Below are 17,574 nucleotides of genomic sequence, written 5' to 3'. Positions count from 1 at the left end.
GTAAACTCTTGTTTTTCAATTTTGGCATATGTTTTGTCTGCTTACAAAGTACATATTGTTTCAATATAACATCTCTATCGTAAGGATGTTTATTATGTCCGTTCTGGGGGGGGGAGACAGCAGTTAAAGTAGGCGTTTTTGATGCATGTCAACCGATTAAGGCTATTTTTGAATAACAATTTTAAAGGTGATTTTTCTGTCGTTCTTCAGTTATATTTTTGCAATTTTTTTGTAAAAGCAAAAGATTTAGATTGTATTTTTGAGTAATTTTTTAATTCCATATTTACATAAAACACAAAAAATATTAATAGACTTCCTATTTTTAAACCAAAACGTATTAAATTTCCTGGTTAAATCTCTTGATACGTTATGCATTGCTCTATGATGGGGCAGAATTATGGTGTAATTATGGTAAATCTATTTAAAAATCGTTTCTCTTTATGTACTTTTACAACAGCATGTCTTTTTTTTGCACACAATGCTGAATCTCAAGTTTCCTCTGGAAAAAAGCAGTCTTCATGTGATCAGAATGCAGCATTTTATCAGTGTTCTGATGGTGGAGAGCACGAAATTAATAATAAAGTTTATTCACTAACGAATAAAAATATTAATGATGTTTATGGAGCCATGGAGGCGTCTAAGAAAGGTACAATTATTGGAGGCAAGAATATAACTGTTAAGGGTATTTTGGATGAAAAGAATAATTCGGAAAAGATTTTTTGGAAATATGGAGTAAAGGCATCAGAACAGGCGAAGGTCTATCTGAGCGATTCTACGTTGAGTGGCGTTTTAGTGGGGGTGGAAGCTCAAGGTGGCTCCCTCACAATATCTGGTGGATCAATTGATGCAATCAAAGTGGGGGCTGTTGCAGAAGGAAAATCTCAAAGTAGAGTTGATTTAACGAATACGCAAATTAGCCTAGGGAGTGTTGGGGTTAAAGCAGGAGAAAAAGGGTATTTTATTTTAGAGGGTGTTTCTATTACCGGCAAGGGGAGTACTGGCAAGGATGATCAAGGGCTGGATACAGGTCGTCAAGCAGCTTTTCACATATCTGAAAACGGTTATGTTGAGTTTATGAAAGGTTCTGTTGATGTTACTGATGCTCATGGGCTTTTATTGCAGGGAAATAAAGGTTCTCAGATTAATATTGGAGATTCCAATATTACAGTGAAAGGTAATGCATTTTATGGTATGCATTTTGAAGGTAAGGCAACATCAGGTGGTTCGTCAGAGGGGGAATCATTGCGCGTTGATTTGAGAAAAACGCGTTTTGTTGTTCCAGATAGCATAGCTCTTTATAGCAGTAAATCTGGAAAATCTTCTATATCTTTAAAGGAAACAAAGCTTTTTGGAGATTTGTTGCTGAAGGCTGATAGTAACTCTTCTATAAAGGTTGTTGCTGATGACTCTGCACTTGTCGGTCAAACTCAGGTTGATAATAGTTCTAAAGTTGACCTTGAATTGAAAAATAATTCACAGTGGGTTTTATTACAACCAAGACATAAAAAATTACAAAATCCTCATTATAGAGATGTTTCGTTTATTTCATCGGTAGATCTTTCTAATAGTTCTATTATTTTTAAAAAACCAAAGTCCAGTACTGATCATACATATCAAACGCTTCATATTGGAAAAGGAAAAGGTCTTGTTTATCAGGCTGGTAGTGGTTCTTGGGTTCATTTGAATGCATGTTTAAATCCTAGTGATACAAGTGGTAATCAGGTAACGGATCGGCTTCTCATTCATGGTGATGTTTGGGGAAAAACCATAGTCCATATACAAGGGGTTGCTGGAGGTTTAAAAGGAAAAAACGAAAAAGCGCATAGTGTTTCAATTATTCAAGTTTATGGAGATGCATCGTATGACTCTTTTCAACTGAATGGGAAGTATGTTGCATTGGATGGCGCGCCTTATAAATATGTTCTTCGTTCTTATGGACCAAAAGCTACTGGAGAGGAGGAGCATGTTAAACAGAGGTTTGCTTTGAATGGAGGAGCATTTTGGAATTTTCGTTTAGAAAATGAATATGTTCAAACTACTGATTATAGAGAAACTCCTATGGTTTCTAAACGTACACCTCCTGCACGTGCTTCTTTTGAGGATATTATTCCAGAATCTTCTGAGGATGTTGTTCCGGTGTCTTCTGCGGATGTTGTTCCGGTGTCTTCTGCGGGTGTTATTCCGGTGTCTTCTGCGGGTGTTGTGTCAGCGTCTTCTGCAGATAGTCTTTCTAAAATTGAAAATGTTCCCTCATCTGGACGAGGTGTAAGATCTGTTGTTCCTCAGCTACCAACTTATCTCCTTTTGCCAAATAGTTTGTTCCATGTAGGTTTGATAGATATTAGCAATCAAAATAAGCAGCTGGAGACAGTACGGACTAATCTTAGTGGAATGTTGGAAATTCGTGAAAATCCTGCTTCATTTTTGCGTGGCTATGGTGGGAGTTATCGTTATGTTTCAGATTTATCTGCGCTTGAATATGGTTATGGAGGGGATCTAGGGTACTATGCGCTAGAGACAGGTGTTTTGCTACAAACTGTTGAAAATGTTGACAGTACTATATCCTTTGGGGTTATGGGGTCTTATGGAAAGCTTTCTTTACAGCCTCAAGATGTTGCACAAAGCCAAAAAAGTACATTTGATAAATGGACTGCTACAGTATATGGCAGTATGCAGCATGATGCAGGATTCTATGTTGATGGTCTTTTATCCTATGGTCTGTTTAAGGGAGATGTTCTGACAACTGCACGGGGTAAGACGGCAACATTAAAGGGTAACCCTTTAAGTGTTTCCTTGATGGGTGGTCAGAAAATTGCCACAGGATATGAAGGTGTTGTTTTTGATCCACAGGTTCAGGTTGTTTATCAACATCTTCAATTTAATACGGCTCGTGATATTGATAATTTTAATATTGAGATGGATAAACTTGATCAATTGGTGGTGCGTATGGGGGGGCGTTTGATGAAGACTCTGACTGCGTCTGAAAAAGATCGTGATGTTTCTTTCTATGGAAAGATTCATTTTGCTCATGATTTTGGCAAAGAAAGAGCTGTGCGCTTTAAAGATTCTTTCCAGTTAGGGGCTTTTGGTTCTTCTCTAGAGGCTGGATTAGGTCTTAATGCTCGCTTGTCTCAAAAAGTTGCGCTTCATGGTGATTTGGTTTATCAGCATAAGTTGAGCAAAGGTGGTTTTTCTGGGGTCAGTTTTTCTGGTGGGTTGCGCTATCGTTTTTAGAATGATCATCTTGGGGTAAGTTGTTTAAAAAGCCACAAGCATAGCTTGTGGTTTTTTATTATTTGTTTGCAACTTTTAAAATAAGCTTTTTTAAAAAATGTTTTTTGCATGAGCAAGTTTGTTTCTTTTTAGAAACGAGATAAGGATTTCTGGTTTGCAGTTCTTGCTTCTTATGCTGTTTTTCTTCCTTTAGTGTATTTTTATTAAATTCTCTTTAAATCACCGCTTTGGGGTGGATTTTTTATTTTTATCTATATTTTTACGCGTTTTTATAAATAATACAATTTTAAATTGTGATATTTTGGGGTTCTGGCTTTACATAAAACATTTAGTGGATATATAAAATACAAAACGTATTTTAAATTATCGCGCGTAACCAAAGTTATTAAACAGAACGCGTATTTTTTTGTTTTTAGAGAAGGGGAAGAAAGTTTGTAGAAAATTATGCTTAAAAATCATCTCTCTTTATGTCGTTTTACAACGGTTATTTTTTTCTTTGTATACAATGCTGATGCAGGTGAGATTCCTGCTGAGAAGAAGCCATATTCATGTAACGAAAGTGCCTCATTTTATCGCTGTAATGATGGTCAACCGCATGAAATTTCCCAGAAAACTTATCGACTTACGGGTGAAAGTTCTGATGCTGCCATAGAGGCATCAGGGGAAGATACAGTCATTGAGGGAGAGGCTATAATCATTAACGGTGTTTCGAATGCAAATGGCTATTCAGGAGCAAATGCTTGGACAACAGCTGTAAAGTCCTCAAATGGGGGAGGCGTTGCTCTATTTTATTCCATGTTAAACGATGTGTCGATAGGGGCCGATGTTAATGATGAGGGAGCTTTTGAGATGCAGGATGGGGTGATTAAAGCAACCAGAATGGGGATCAGTGTTGCTGGTAAAGGGTCGTTTGTTGCTTTGACCAAGACAGAGATTAAGACATCTTCTGATGCGATAGGTCTTTTGAGTTATAATGGTGCAAAAATTTATATGAAAGGAGGGAAAATTAACTTTGCTGATGGTATTGGTGTTCAAACAGGAGGAGAAGGAGAAATTAATTTAGATGGTGTTTCTATTACTGGGAGGGGGAAACAGGGGACAAATACAGATAATCATCGTGAAGCTTCTGCTTTTAGTATGCTTCAGGGGAAAGGCTCTCTTAATTTCCAGAAGGGAAACGTTAATGTTAGCAATGCTCATGGCATTATATTGCAGGGGAATGATAATAATGATGCTCATATCAAATATTCCAATATTTTTGTGAGAGGCAATGCATTTAATAGCATGCGCTTTTTTTGGGAAGCTGTCTTCAATGATAAAAAAACAATTATACCTGGAAAAGGGTCTGTCCATTTGACAAAGACAACTGTTATGGCTCTAGAAAGTACAGCTATTTATAGCCGCCAATTTGAAACTTCTGTTAAACTCTCACAATATTCAAAAATTTCTGGAGATTCACTCCTTAAAGCTGTTGAGCATTCCAATGTAAAGATTGAGGCTGATGCTTCTACTCTTGTAGGAGTTGCACATGTTGATGAAAGTTCTACAGCTAAGATAGAGTTAAAAAATGGTTCAAAGTGGATTTTATCGCGACCAAAAGTTGACAAATTGCACAACTCTGATGCTTCTAGTTCTAAGTTAGGGGACTATTCCTTCATTTCATCGGTCAATCTTACGGATAGTTCTCTTGTTTTTGAAGAACTAAAATCCAAAACGACAGATGGTTATCAGACACTTCTTATCGGAAAAGGGGCAGGGACTGTCTATCGTGCACAAGGCGATGCGCGTCTTTATCTTAATACATATTTGGATAAAGGAGGAGCTCTGCAAGAGCAAAAAACGGATAGGCTTTTAATCAATGGTGATCTTGAAGGAAAAACGACAGTCCATGTGTATAGTGTTCCTGGAAGCTCAGGGGCATTGACGGGAGATGGTGGTAATGATCAGGGGATTTCCATTATTCAGGTTTATGGAAAAGCCGCTGAAGATTCTTTTCAGTTAAATGGGGGGTATGTCACACTTGAAGCTTCTCCCTATCAGTATCATCTTAAGAGTTATGGTCCAAGCTCTGCTTTAGGGGCGGCAGATTCCAATCAAAGAGTGCTTAAAAATACTGGAACATTTTGGGATTTTCGCCTCGAAAGTCAATTTGTTGATTCTACTTCTCTCGATACCACTAAAGTTTTTCCTGTTCTTGATTTGGTTGTCCCTCCTTCTTCTGATGATATTCCTTCTTTTCCTAAAATTCATCCTAATATGACTGGAGGTGAGGATGGTTCTATTGATTCTAATTCGAGGCAAAAACCTCAGGAGCCAAGTCTTTCTTCTTCTGTAGATTCTTCTGATAGGGACTTCCATCTTACTACCACACCTAATGTACCTGATGTTGTTGTGCTTGAGATCCCCAACCCTCCTTCCTCTCTTGCGCCTGTTGTTCCCGCTATTGCTGAATCTAAACCAGTTGTACCACCTGCGTCTGGTTCATCTGTTCCGCCGCCTGTTTCTCGTCCCACTTCTGTTGTTGCCCCAGTTGCGTCTGGTTCACCTGTTCCGCCGCCTGTTTCTCGCCCCACTTCTGTTGTTGCTCCAGTTGCGTCTGGTTCACCTGTTCCGCCATCTGTTTTTGAGCCTTCTTCTCATTTTGAACCAAATGTGAGAGTCATTGTTCCACAGGTTCTGACTTATATTCTTGTGCCAAATACCTTATTTTATGCTGGATTGATGGATATCAGTAATCAAAACAAGCAGTTGCAAGCGCTGCGAACTGTTTCTGGTCGGTTGTTGAAAAATGATGAAAATTCCGCTTTGTTTTTGCGCGGTTACGGTGGACATCATCATTATACTTCAAATTTATCTGCACTTAAATATGGTGATTATGGCGGTGAGCTTGATTATAATGCACTAGAGGCAAGTATTTTACTCAAGAAAATCGAAAGTGCATATAGTACGACATCCTTTGGAATTATGGGAAATTATGGCAAGCTTTCTTTGCAGCCTCGAAAGATTAAACAAAGTCAAGAAAGTATATTTGATAAATGGACAATCACAGCATATGGAAGCATGCAGCATGATACGGGTCTTTATATGGATGGTCTCTTCTCTTATGGTTTGTTTAATGGAAATGTTCTCACACTTGAGCGAGGTAAAACGGCTGCATTGAGAGGTAAGCCCCTAAGTGTTTCCTTAACTGCTGGTAAAACGTTTATGATAGGCAGCCGATATTTTGTTTTTGAACCACAGGTTCAGTTTGTTTATCAAAATCTCCAGTTTCATAAGACTCGTGATATTGATAATTTTAATATTGATATGCGAAGCCCGGATCATTGGGGGATGCGTGTTGGTGGGTATTTAACGAAGACACTTACATTTACTAAAGATGCACATGTTCTTTCATTCTATGGTAAGCTTCATTTCATTCGTAGTTTTGATGATAAACAATTTGTGTATTTTAAAGATGCCTTCCAGCTTGGTTCTTTTGGGTCTTCTTTAGAAGCTGGATTTGGTGTTTTTTCGCAACTATCTCCAAAAATTATTTTTCATAGTGATCTGATTTATCAGCATAAATTTACGAATGCTGGCTTTTCTGGAACGCATTTTTCTGGTGGATTAAGCTATCATTTTTAATTGTATTTTTTTAATACATCCTTTGTTAAAATTATAAGCACAAAACATGGTTTTATTGTATTGTTTTTCTGATTTTTGATTTTCATATATAATATAAAGCAAATTATGTGGACGACATGTAATAAGAATAATTAGTGCATGAACCAGATCTGTCTTTTCGGTTTTTTATAAAGATAAAATAAAGAAAGTTTAGACTAAATTATGATTAAAGTATTAAAATGCCATGTGTGTGTGTGTTCTCTTACGACCTCTATTTTTTTCTTCGCGTACAATATAGATGCGAGTGCAGAAGATTATAAACCTTCATATAATTCTTTTTTTTAATCGTATTCGTGTGATACAGTTGATGCTGCTCGTACTTTTGAAAGTCGTGATAAGTTATATATGAGTGGATTGGATAAGAGAACTACAGATGTTATTTTTACAATACAATCTCATAACATAGTTATTAAGCCGGAAAAAAGTAAAGGGGAAAAAGGCGTTTCAGGAACTGGTTGAATTTTAGAATTAAATAGATCTGAGAAGATTACATCAGCAGTGATTGTGTCAAAAGATAATAAAACTTCTTTTAAAAAGAGTTTTATTATAGGGAATGGCGAAAAGAAAAGTGATAGAAATACCACGTTACCTCAATCTGTGGTTGGCGTGAAGCAGGGCGGTTTTTTTCCTTTGATGAAGGTAAGATTCAGGTTTCTGATGTTCATGGTATAGCGGTTGAAAGTGCCGATCCTGTTTTTAAGGAAAGATCATATGAGTTGCAGGATGGTCTTATGTCTGGGATTTTTTTTTGAAAACACAGAGATCCTTATTAAAGGACAAGGGGTTCACGGTTTGCATTTTAGAAGAGCTCCTTCGCAATATGAATATCAAGAGGGAGAGCTTCTTACAAGTTTAGGTGAATTTTGGTTTAAAAAGACTGCTCTTCATATTCCCTATGGTAGGGCTATTTATAGTAACGATGCTAGGAGGTCTCCTTATATTACGATATTAGAGGATTCGCGTATTTTTGCTGATCGGTTATTAGATGTCAAAAATAATTCATTTGTCGCGCTTGATGCCTATGCGTCTTTTCTTGCAGGAGGAGCACATATTGAGAAAGGTTCTTATGGTAGTGTTGCGTTATTCAATCGATCTCAATGGACTGTAAGAGCAAATAAAAATGCGCTTAAAAATAATCATAAAAAAGTTCTATATTTTGTAGATTCATTTCTTTCATTGGTAAGGCTTATTGATAGTTCTATTTTTTTCAGAAAACCAAGAAATGATTTTTTTAGACACTTCGTATTAGGAGATTGGATGATGATCGTGGTTTAGATTATGCTTACGTTGCAGGGGGGACGCACGTTTATATGTTAGTGCACATCTTGCTGCAAATGGTAAAAGCAAGGGAATAAAAGCTGATAAACTTCTTAATCTATGGTGATGTTTATGGAAAAACTAAGGTGCATATTGTCGATGTTTTAGTGGCTTCAAAAAAAATAAAGAACCATAGCAAAGGTAAGCAAAAAGACGATAAAAAGATAGCCTCAGTGTTTCAATTGTTCAGGTTTATGGAAAGGCTGCGGAGGATGCCTTTAAACTGGCAACAGATTATGTTGCTTTAAGAGGAGCGCCTTATCGATATAGTGTTTTCGTGCTAATGGTCCAAATTCTTCTTATAGATAGGTAAAAGGTGGGAATGAATCCGTTAAAGAGAAAAATATTGAGTATAATGGAAATTTTGGAATTATCGACTTGAAGTTGAATATGTTCAGAAACTTTCTCATCTGCGTCATATTCGGTTGGAAAATGATGTGTCTCGTTCTTTAAGCACTTATACTCATCATAATAATGTTTTCGCTGATCATGATGCTTTTGTTCTTTATTCTGAAGAGGGTGTTAAAGCGGTGGTCCCGCAAGTTTCAACATATCTGTCGATGCCCCATGCTTTGTTTCAGGTTGGTTTGATGGATATGAACAATCACAAAAAACAGCTGGAAACATTGCGTATCGCTGCTGGGGCTTTAGGGGAAAATGGTAAAAAATCTCGCACTTTTTGCGCGAGGTTACGGTGGAAGTTATCATTATGTTTCTGACCACCTGAGCTTCAATATGGCTATGGCGGAAATTTGAATTATAACGCTATAGAGGCAAGCGTCTTGCTCAATGCGATTGAGGATATACATCACACTTTGAGCTTTGGAATAATGGGGAATGATGGAAAAAATTCTCTACAACCTCAAGATCTTGAAGAAAACAAAAAAGTACATTTGATAAATGGTCTATTACAGCATATGGCAGCATACAGTATGATACAGGCTTTTGTATAGATGTCCTTTTTTCCTATGGTTTATTTAAGGGGGATGTTCTCATGCAAGCAAGAGGCAAGACAACAACATTGAAGAGGAACACCTTTGAATGCTTCATTTGATTGCGGGTAAGTCATTTATGACAAGACATAAAGGGGATAGTTCGTTTTTGCCTTTCTCTATTTTTTCATAAGCCTTTTTTTCATGACCGAAGGTCATGTCGTTAATTTAAATGTCTTCAGATTCTTCCGAACACTCATATTTGTTACAATTACAATTATAGTTAGGGGTTATTTTTGATCCGCAGGTTTAGGTTATTTATCAAAAGGTGCGGTTATAAGGCGTCTGATATTGATGGTTTTGATATTGAAATGGAAAACTTGATCTGTGGGTGATGCGTGTTGGTGGGTCTTTAAGAAAGATGCTTTCTGTCTCTGAAGAGGGCATTGTTGTTTCTTTCAATGGCAAGCTTCATCTTGCCAATAGTTTTGGAGGAAAACAACGTGTACAATTTGGAGATGAATTCCAATGAGGGGCTTTTGGTTTTTCTCTAGAAACTGGAGTTGGGTTGAATACTCTGTTGTTCTCACATTTTGCATTGCATGGAGATGTAACTTATCAACATCGTCTTAGCAAATTAGCAAAGCTGGTTTTTCAGAAACCATTTTTTCAGGCGGTTTACACTATCATTTCTAGCTATACATAAACTATATAGTAACTTATATATAAGTATATATTGTTATATTAAGTATTAAAAGTAGCTCTTTAGTTTTATATTTATTGTATTTTAAGAATTCCGTTAGTTTAAATATAGATATTATTCTTAAATGAATAAAAATAGGGGAATAGGAGTCGGGAAGAGTTATGTTTTATGTATTTAAAAGACATGTGTTTTTGTGTAACTTTACAACAGCTATTCTTTATTTTTTGCAGGTTACTTATGTTAGTGCTGCAGGATCTTCAAGTGATGCAGGAGAGGCATTTTATAAATGCGATGATAGAAAAACACACTTTCTCGCAGATAAAGTTTATTACTTAAAAAATTCTCAGGAGGCTGCGCCTATTGCAGCTATATATGTAGAAAAAGCTGGCACTGTTGTTAATGCCTCTCAGATAACAGTTTATGGCGATAATTCAGATAAAATATCTGCCTATGGGGCGTATGTAAGAAATGGTGGAAAACTTAATCTAACAGCTGCAGATTTTAAGGACATACCTGCTCTTCGTGCTCAAAATGCAGTTATTAGCATGACAGTAGGGGAAATTAAGGGGGCTTCACATGCTATTTATGCATGGGGGAAAGAAACGGATATTTCTTTAGTGAGTGTGAATATCGATATTGAACCAGATAATTTGAAGGTAAAAGGGATCGGTATTATGAGTGGTTTTGATGCAATGGTTAGAATGTCAGAAGGTACCGTTAATTTTAATCAGATTGGCTCATTTTCAACTCGGTTTGGGGGGGGCTATATTCTTGATACTATGTGTATTACGGGGCAAGGAAGGAGGGAGGAAGCTAGAACAGATGGTGATGGCGCTATGGGGGTATTGCCTGAAGCTTTTGAGGTTTTTCAAGGGGGTGATGTTCATTTGAAAAAAAATGTTATTCATCTTAACAATATGCATGGATTCTTGATTAAAAATTTTTCAGGTTATGTAGACGATAATGGCAAATTAATTCAAAAGTATGTTTCGCCAGATGGCTTTAAGAATACAAATATTAAGATAGAAAAAAATAATATTTCTGTGAAAGGGGATGGAGTACATGGTTTGTATTTTAATGTTTTAGCTCCAGAAGAGCTTGCTAAGATGATTAGGCAACGAGATGATGAAAAAGTTTTAGAAATCCAAAAAGTTCTCACGGGGAAGGCATTTGTTTATTTATCACAGACAAATATGACAGTTCCAGATGGTATTGCGATTTATGCGAAGGGGAATAGAGGCTATGGGGCTGAAGGTATTCTTGAATTATCTGATGAAACAAAGATTTCTGGTGATTTGTTGCTAAAAGCTAAAAATAACTCTTCTCTATTGGTGAAAGCAAGTGCTTCTTTTCTTACAGGAGGTACGCGTGTTGACGATAAATCAACTGTTGATTTAGAGTTAACCCACTATTCAACATGGTATCTTACTAAAAGTAAATACAACGGTTTACGGGAATCTGTTTCATCACTTTCTTCTCTAAGTCTTTCCAATAGTACACTGATCTTTAATGATGAAGATATATCGAATGGTTATCAAACGCTACGCATTGGAAAAAGGGCGGATATAGACGCAGGAGATAGAATTCTCGCATCAAAAGATAAAAAAGTCTACAGTGCTGAGGGAAATGCTCAGATTAAGTTGAGTGCATTTTTGAGTGATGAGGGTTTGTTTGATCCCCAAAAAACCGATCGTATATTGATTTCTGGTGATGTCTCGGGAACGACATTCATTCATGTGCGAAATTTTCCGAAAGCTGCAAATAAAGAAGTCTATGATGGAAGAGATCAAAGCATTTCACTTATTCAAGTTGCTGGAACAGCGCAGGCAGGTTCTTTTCAACTCGCCAATGGTTATGATAGTTATACTACAGTGAAAGGCTTTCCTTATCAATATCGTATTCGTGGTTATGGTCCGAATTCGCCCTTTGGAAAAGCGGATATTAAGCAAAGATTAGTGGAAGGTGAGGGGGATTTTTGGGATTTCCGTCTTGAAGGTATCTATATTTCTTCTAGAATAGGTACTTATAATGGTCCACTTATTAAACCGGCTTCGTTTTCATTATCTCGTCCTTTAGATTCTCCGCCCCCCAATCCACTTCCTACGTCATTGACATCTGCCACAGCTTCTTCTTCTACATCTTCTGATCCTGTTGATCCTCCCCCTCCGCCCCCCAATCCACTTCCTACGTCATTGATATCTGCCACAGCTTCTTCTTCTACATCTTCTGATCCTGTTGATCTTCCCCCTCCGCCCTCCAATCCACTTCCTACGTCATTGACATCTGCCACAGCTTCTTCTTCTACATCTTCTGATCCTGTTGATCTTCCACCTTCTCCCTCCACTCCACTTCCTACGTCATTGACATCTGCCGCACCTGCTTCTTCTACATCTTCTGATCCTGTTGATCCTTCGTCTAATCTTCCTGTGTCGCTTGATGTTCAGTCTAATCTCCAAATTAGAGCTGTTGTTCCTCAATTGCCAACTTATCTTCTTTTGCCAAATACCTTATTTCATGCTGGTTTATTGGATATGACCACGCAAAATAAGACGGTAGAAACAATGCGGAATGCTTTTCATTCCTCTTGGAAGGATGATGAAAAGACAGCCTTTTTTCTGCATGCTTATGGTGGTAGTCATCATTATGCTTCCAATTTATCTGCTTTTGAATATGGCTATGGCGCTGAGCTGAATTATAGTGCACTCGAAGCAGGTGTTTTGTTAAACGAGATTGAGAGTTTATACAGTCGTACATTCTTTGGGGCTTTGGGGAACTATGGAAATCTTTCTCTAAACCCACAGGATGTTGAACAAAGCAAAAAAAGCGCATTTGATAAATGGTCTGTTGGAGCCTATGGGAGTTTACAGCATGATACGGGTTTTTATATCGATGGAGTATTATCGTATGGACTTTTTAAGGGAGATGTTTTGACACTAGCACGGGGCAAGGTTGTTGCGTTAAAGGGTAAACAGTTTAGCGGTTCTTTAACAAGTGGCAGAACGTTTGCAACAGGGTATAAAGGTGTTGTTTTTGATCCGCAGATTCAGGTTGTTTATCAGCATCTTCAGTTTAATCCGGCACATGATGTTGATAATATTGAGGTTGATTTAGGAAAATTTCATCAATGGGTGGGGCGTGTTGGTGGGCGTTTAAGCAAGACACTTAATATTTCTGAAGAGGGACGTGTCGTTTCTTTTTATAGTAAGCTTTCTTATTTGAATAGTTTTGAAGATAAGCAATTTGTTTCTTTTAAAAACGATTTCCAATTAGGTTTTTTTGGTTCTTCTTTAGAAGCGGGGCTTGGTTTTAATGCCAAATTATCTTCGAAATTTGTACTTCATGGAGATATAAATTATCAGCATAGACTGACAAAAGCAGGGTTTTCTGGAATGAGCTTTTCTGGTAGATTACAATATCATTTTTAGTTATCCATGAAATATAGAATAATTTATATATAAGTATATAAGAGTTATATTAATAATTAAGTTAAATATTTATCGTATATTTATTTTATTTTAAGAAGTTTGTAATATACATTATTTGATTGTTCTTCGTTAATAAATAGGGGTAAGGAAGAATGGTGATAAATGTATTTTACAAACATGCATTTTTATATAATTTTACAACAGCTATTCTTTATTTTTTGCAAATTTCCCATCTTGAAGCTGCTGGAAGTTTATGTGATCCAGAGGCTCCATTTTATAAATGCGATGATAGAAAAACACACTTTCTCGCAGATAAAGTTTATTACTTAAAAAATTCTCAGGAGGCTGCGCCTATTGCAGCTATATATGTAGCAAAGCAAGGCACAATTGTTAATGCGTCTCGTATAACTGTTACGGGTGATAATCCAGATGAAATATCTCAATATGGTGCATTCGTACAAGATAGCGGAAAGCTTATTCTAACGGATTCAAATTTTAAGGATATCCCCGGTCTTCGTGTTCTAAATGGAGTTATTCAGATGAATGACGGGAAGATTGAGGGAACTTCGCACGCTATTTATGCATCGGGGAAAGAGACGGATGTTGCTTTAGTTCGTGTCAATGTTGAGATTAAACCAGACAATTTGAATGCGAATGGTATAGGGATTGTAAGTGGTCTTAATGCATTTGTTAGGATGTCAGGTAGCACTGTTACTTTTAATGAGATTGGCGCGTTTTCAACAAAGTTTGGGGGGAGATATCTTCTCGATACCATGACGATTGAGGGAAAAGGAAAAAAATACACTGCTATAGTTGATAATGAAAGTGTCGATAAATTACCAGAGGCTTTTGACATATTGCAAGGTGGTGCTGTTTATTTGAGGAGTAGTTCTATTGTGCTTAATGATATGCATGGCTTTTTGGTTAAAAATTTTTCAGCTTTTGTAAATAGTAGAGGCCAGCCTATTCATAATTATGATCTATCAGACGCTTTTAAGAAGACAAATATTGAGATTGAGAGCTCAAATATTTCTGTGCAGGGAAAGGGGGTTTATGGTCTATATTTTAATCTATTAGATCCAAACACAGTGGCAGAATATTATGGACAAAAAGGTGTTTCAAAAGAGCCAAGAATCACTGTGGGAAAGGCATCTGTTCGTTTAAAACAGACAACTTTCACAGTTCCAGATGGTACAGCTATTTATGTTACTGGGCAGGGCGGTTATGGAGCCAGTGTTTCTCTTGATTTATCAGAAGCAACAAAGATCTCTGGTGATTTGTTATTAAAAGCTGAAAAGAACTCTTCTATATCTATTAAAGCAAGCGCTTCTTCCCTTACAGGGGGGGCGCACGTTGAAGATACTTCTACTGCTAGATTAGAATTAACGCGTGGTTCTACTTGGTATCTCACAAAAAGCAAATATAAAGGTTTGCAGGGTTCTGTTTTTACAGATTCATCACTTTCATCTGTGAGTCTTTCTGATAGTACATTTATTTTCAATCGGGATGTATCCAGCGGTTATCAAACATTGCGTATCGGGAATGAACGATACAAGGAGGCATACAATGCGGAGGGTAATGTTCAGATTAAGCTCAGTACGTTTTTAAATGATGATGGTTTGTTTGATTCTCAAAAAACCGATCGTATTTTGATCGATGGAGATGTTTCCGGCGCTACATTGCTTGTGATGGAAAATTTTTCCAAAACTTCAGAAAAGAAAGTAAGCGGTGAAGGAAGCAACAGTATTTCACTTATCCAAGTTTCTGGATATGCGCGTGAAGATTCTTTTAAACTAATGGGCGATTATACTGCAATAAATGGTTTGCCTTATCAATATCGTCTTCGTGCTTATGGACCAAGTTCTTCTTTTGGAAAAGCAGATCCTATGAATAGATTAGTTGCAGGAGATCGGGACTTTTGGGATTTTCGTCTCGAGGGTATTTATATTAGTCCTAAACAAGATTCTTCTACGATTTTACCTATTCCACCTTCACCTTCTGCGCCGGTAGATCCTACACCTACAGACCCTGTTCTCACTCCATTACCTACACCTATTACACCAACACCTGCTCCGTCTGAGCCCTCTGATCCAAGTGATCCTATACCTACAGATCCTTCACCTTCTTCTTCTGTGCCTATTACACCAACACCTGCTCCGTCTGAGCCCTCTGATCCAAGTGATCCTATACCTACAGATCCTTCACCTTCTTCTTCTGTGCCTATTACACCAACACCTGCTCCGTCTGAGCCCTCTGATCCAAGTGATCCTACACCTGCAGATCCTTCATCTTCTTCCTCTGTGCCTATTACACCAACACCTGCTCCGTCTGCGCCCTCTGATCCAAGTGATCCTACACCTGCAGATCCTTCATCATCTTCTTCTGTGCCTATTACACCAACACCTGTTTCGTCTGAGCCCTCTGATCCAAGTGATCCTACACCTGCAGATCCTTCATCATCTTCTTCTGTGCCTATTACACCAACACCTGTTCCGTCAGCGCCCTCTGATCCAAGTGATCCTACACCTGCAGATCCTTCATCTTCTTCCTCTGTGCCTATTACACCAACACCTGCTCCGTCTGAGCCCTCTGATCCAAGTGATCCTACACCTGCAGATCCTTCATCTTCTTCCTCTGTGCCTATTACACCAACACCTGCTCCGTCTGAGCCCTCTGATCCAAGTGATCCTACACCTGCAGATCCTTCATCATCTTCTTCTGTGCCTATTACACCAACACCTGTTCCGTCAGCGCCCTCTGATCCAAGTGATCCTATACCTACAGATCCTTCACATTCTTCTTCTGTGCCTATTACACCAACACCTATTCCGTCAGCGCCCTCTGATCCAAGTGATCCTACACCTGCAGATCCTTCATCTTCTTCCTCTGTGCCTATTACACCAACACCTGCTCCGTCAGCGCCCTCTGATCCAAGTGATCCTATACCTACAGATCCTTCACATTCTTCTTCTGTGCCTATTACACCAACACCTATTCCGTCAGCGCCCTCTGATCCAAGTGATCCTACACCTGCAGATCCTTCATCTTCTTCCTCTGTGCCTATTACACCAACACCTGCTCCGTCTGAGCCCTCTGATCCAAGTGATCCTACACCTACAGATCCTGTCCCCACTCCGCCTGTTCCTGTTAAGCCTGATATTCAGCCCGAAATGGGAATTAGGGCGGTTGTCCCACAGTTGCCAACTTATCTCCTTTTACCAAATGCTTTATTCCATGCCGGCTTGATGGATTTTGCCTCTCAAAATAAAAAATTGAAGGCAATACGAAGCTTTTCTGGAGGTTCTTTGAAAAGTGATGAAAATCCAGCATTTTTTATCCGTGGTTATGGTGGAAGCTACCACTATGCTTCAAATCTTTCTGCTTTTGAATATGGCTATGGAGCAGAACTTGATTATAGTGCACTGGAAGCAGGTGTTTTGCTGAAAGAAATTGAGAGTTCAGAGAGTTGCACATTCTTTGGGGTCACGGGAACTTATGGAAAACTCTCTCTCCATCCTCTAAATGTTGAACAGAGCAAAAAAAGCGCATTTGATAAATGGTCTGTTGGAGCCTATGGAAGTTTACAGCATGATACGGGTTTTTATATCGATGGAGTATTATCGTATGGACTTTTTAAGGGAGATGTTTTGACACTAGCACGGGGCAAGGTTGTTGCGTTAAAGGGTAAACAGTTTAGCGGTTCTTTAACAAGTGGCAGAACGTTTGCAACAGGGTATAAAGGTGTTGTTTTTGATCCGCAGATTCAGGTTGTTTATCAGCATCTTCAGTTTAATCCGGCACATGATGTTGATAATATTGAGGTTGATTTAGGAAAATTTCATCAATGGGTGGGGCGTGTTGGTGGGCGTTTAAGCAAGACACTTAATGTTTCTGAAGAGGGACGTGTCGTTTCTTTTTATAGTAAGCTTTCTTATTTGCATAGTTTTGAAGATAAGCGATTTGTTTCTTTTAAAAACGATTTCCAATTAGGTTTTTTTGGTTCTTCTTTGGAAGCAGGTCTTGGGTTTAATGCGCGTCTTTCTTCAAAACTTTCTCTTTATGGAGATATAAATTATCAGCATAGACTGACAAAAGCAGGGTTTTCTGGAGCAAGTTTCTCTGCTGGTTTGCGCCACCTTTTTTGACAAAGTATGATATGTCTTTTTATAAAAAAGGCAGTAGAAAATGCTGCCTTTTACTTTATTAAAATCTTCTCTTATTTTTTCTAAATGGTTCTTTTGTCTTGATGAAAAAGGTCCACAATATATGATTTCTTTGGTTTGTGATTGAAAATGCCTCG

At 38.0% G+C, this 17,574-nt stretch carries 7 protein-coding genes; all 7 read left to right on the top strand.

All coding sequences use genetic code 11. The features are described from left to right. The first annotated feature begins 408 nt into the window (after positions 1-408). The 7 genes from ACFIK8_RS06690 (at position 409) to ACFIK8_RS06660 (ending at position 17,419) form a co-directional block, all read left to right on the top strand. Positions 409-3,234, top strand: a complete 2,826-nt coding sequence (locus tag ACFIK8_RS06690) for an autotransporter outer membrane beta-barrel domain-containing protein (protein WP_375669061.1) — start codon at positions 409-411, stop codon at positions 3,232-3,234. Positions 3,235-3,678: 444 nt separating this feature from the next. Beyond that, on the top strand, positions 3,679-6,858 hold the full coding sequence (locus tag ACFIK8_RS06685) for an autotransporter outer membrane beta-barrel domain-containing protein (protein ID WP_375669060.1): 3,180 nt from the start codon (positions 3,679-3,681) through the stop codon (positions 6,856-6,858). Between the two features lie 831 nt (positions 6,859-7,689). Further along, the gene (locus tag ACFIK8_RS06680; protein WP_375669059.1) at positions 7,690-8,172 is read left to right on the top strand and encodes a hypothetical protein; all 483 of its coding nucleotides are present in this window, start codon (positions 7,690-7,692) and stop codon (positions 8,170-8,172) included. 479 nt (positions 8,173-8,651) lie between these two features. Continuing rightward, complete coding sequence (locus ACFIK8_RS06675; RefSeq protein WP_375644982.1) at positions 8,652-8,933, top strand: hypothetical protein; 282 nt, start codon at positions 8,652-8,654, stop codon at positions 8,931-8,933. Between the two features lie 607 nt (positions 8,934-9,540). Then, positions 9,541-9,678: a hypothetical protein gene (locus ACFIK8_RS13260; protein WP_375636441.1), complete on the top strand. Its 138-nt coding sequence runs from the start codon at positions 9,541-9,543 to the stop codon at positions 9,676-9,678. Between the two features lie 332 nt (positions 9,679-10,010). After that, positions 10,011-13,274 carry an autotransporter outer membrane beta-barrel domain-containing protein gene (locus tag ACFIK8_RS06665; RefSeq protein WP_375669058.1) on the top strand — a complete coding sequence of 1,088 codons (3,264 nt, stop codon included), beginning with the start codon at positions 10,011-10,013 and terminating at the stop codon, positions 13,272-13,274. A 152-nt stretch (positions 13,275-13,426) separates the two neighbouring features. Continuing rightward, positions 13,427-17,419, top strand: a complete 3,993-nt coding sequence (locus ACFIK8_RS06660; protein ID WP_375669057.1) for an autotransporter outer membrane beta-barrel domain-containing protein — start codon at positions 13,427-13,429, stop codon at positions 17,417-17,419. Positions 17,420-17,574: the final 155 nt, after the last annotated feature.

Source organism: Bartonella sp. MR168JLCBS (assembly GCF_042194175.1).
The sequence above is the reverse complement of the archived record's forward strand: the minus strand, read 5'-3'. Positions and strand labels throughout refer to the sequence as shown.

Coding starts and splice junctions, on each gene's coding strand:
- ACFIK8_RS06690 (WP_375669061.1), top strand. CDS start 409: ATGGTAAATCTATTTAAAAATCGTTTCTCTTTATGTACTTTTACAACA.
- ACFIK8_RS06685 (WP_375669060.1), top strand. CDS start 3,679: ATGCTTAAAAATCATCTCTCTTTATGTCGTTTTACAACGGTTATTTTT.
- ACFIK8_RS13260 (WP_375636441.1), top strand. CDS start 9,541: ATGCGTGTTGGTGGGTCTTTAAGAAAGATGCTTTCTGTCTCTGAAGAG.
- ACFIK8_RS06665 (WP_375669058.1), top strand. CDS start 10,011: ATGTTTTATGTATTTAAAAGACATGTGTTTTTGTGTAACTTTACAACA.
- ACFIK8_RS06660 (WP_375669057.1), top strand. CDS start 13,427: ATGGTGATAAATGTATTTTACAAACATGCATTTTTATATAATTTTACA.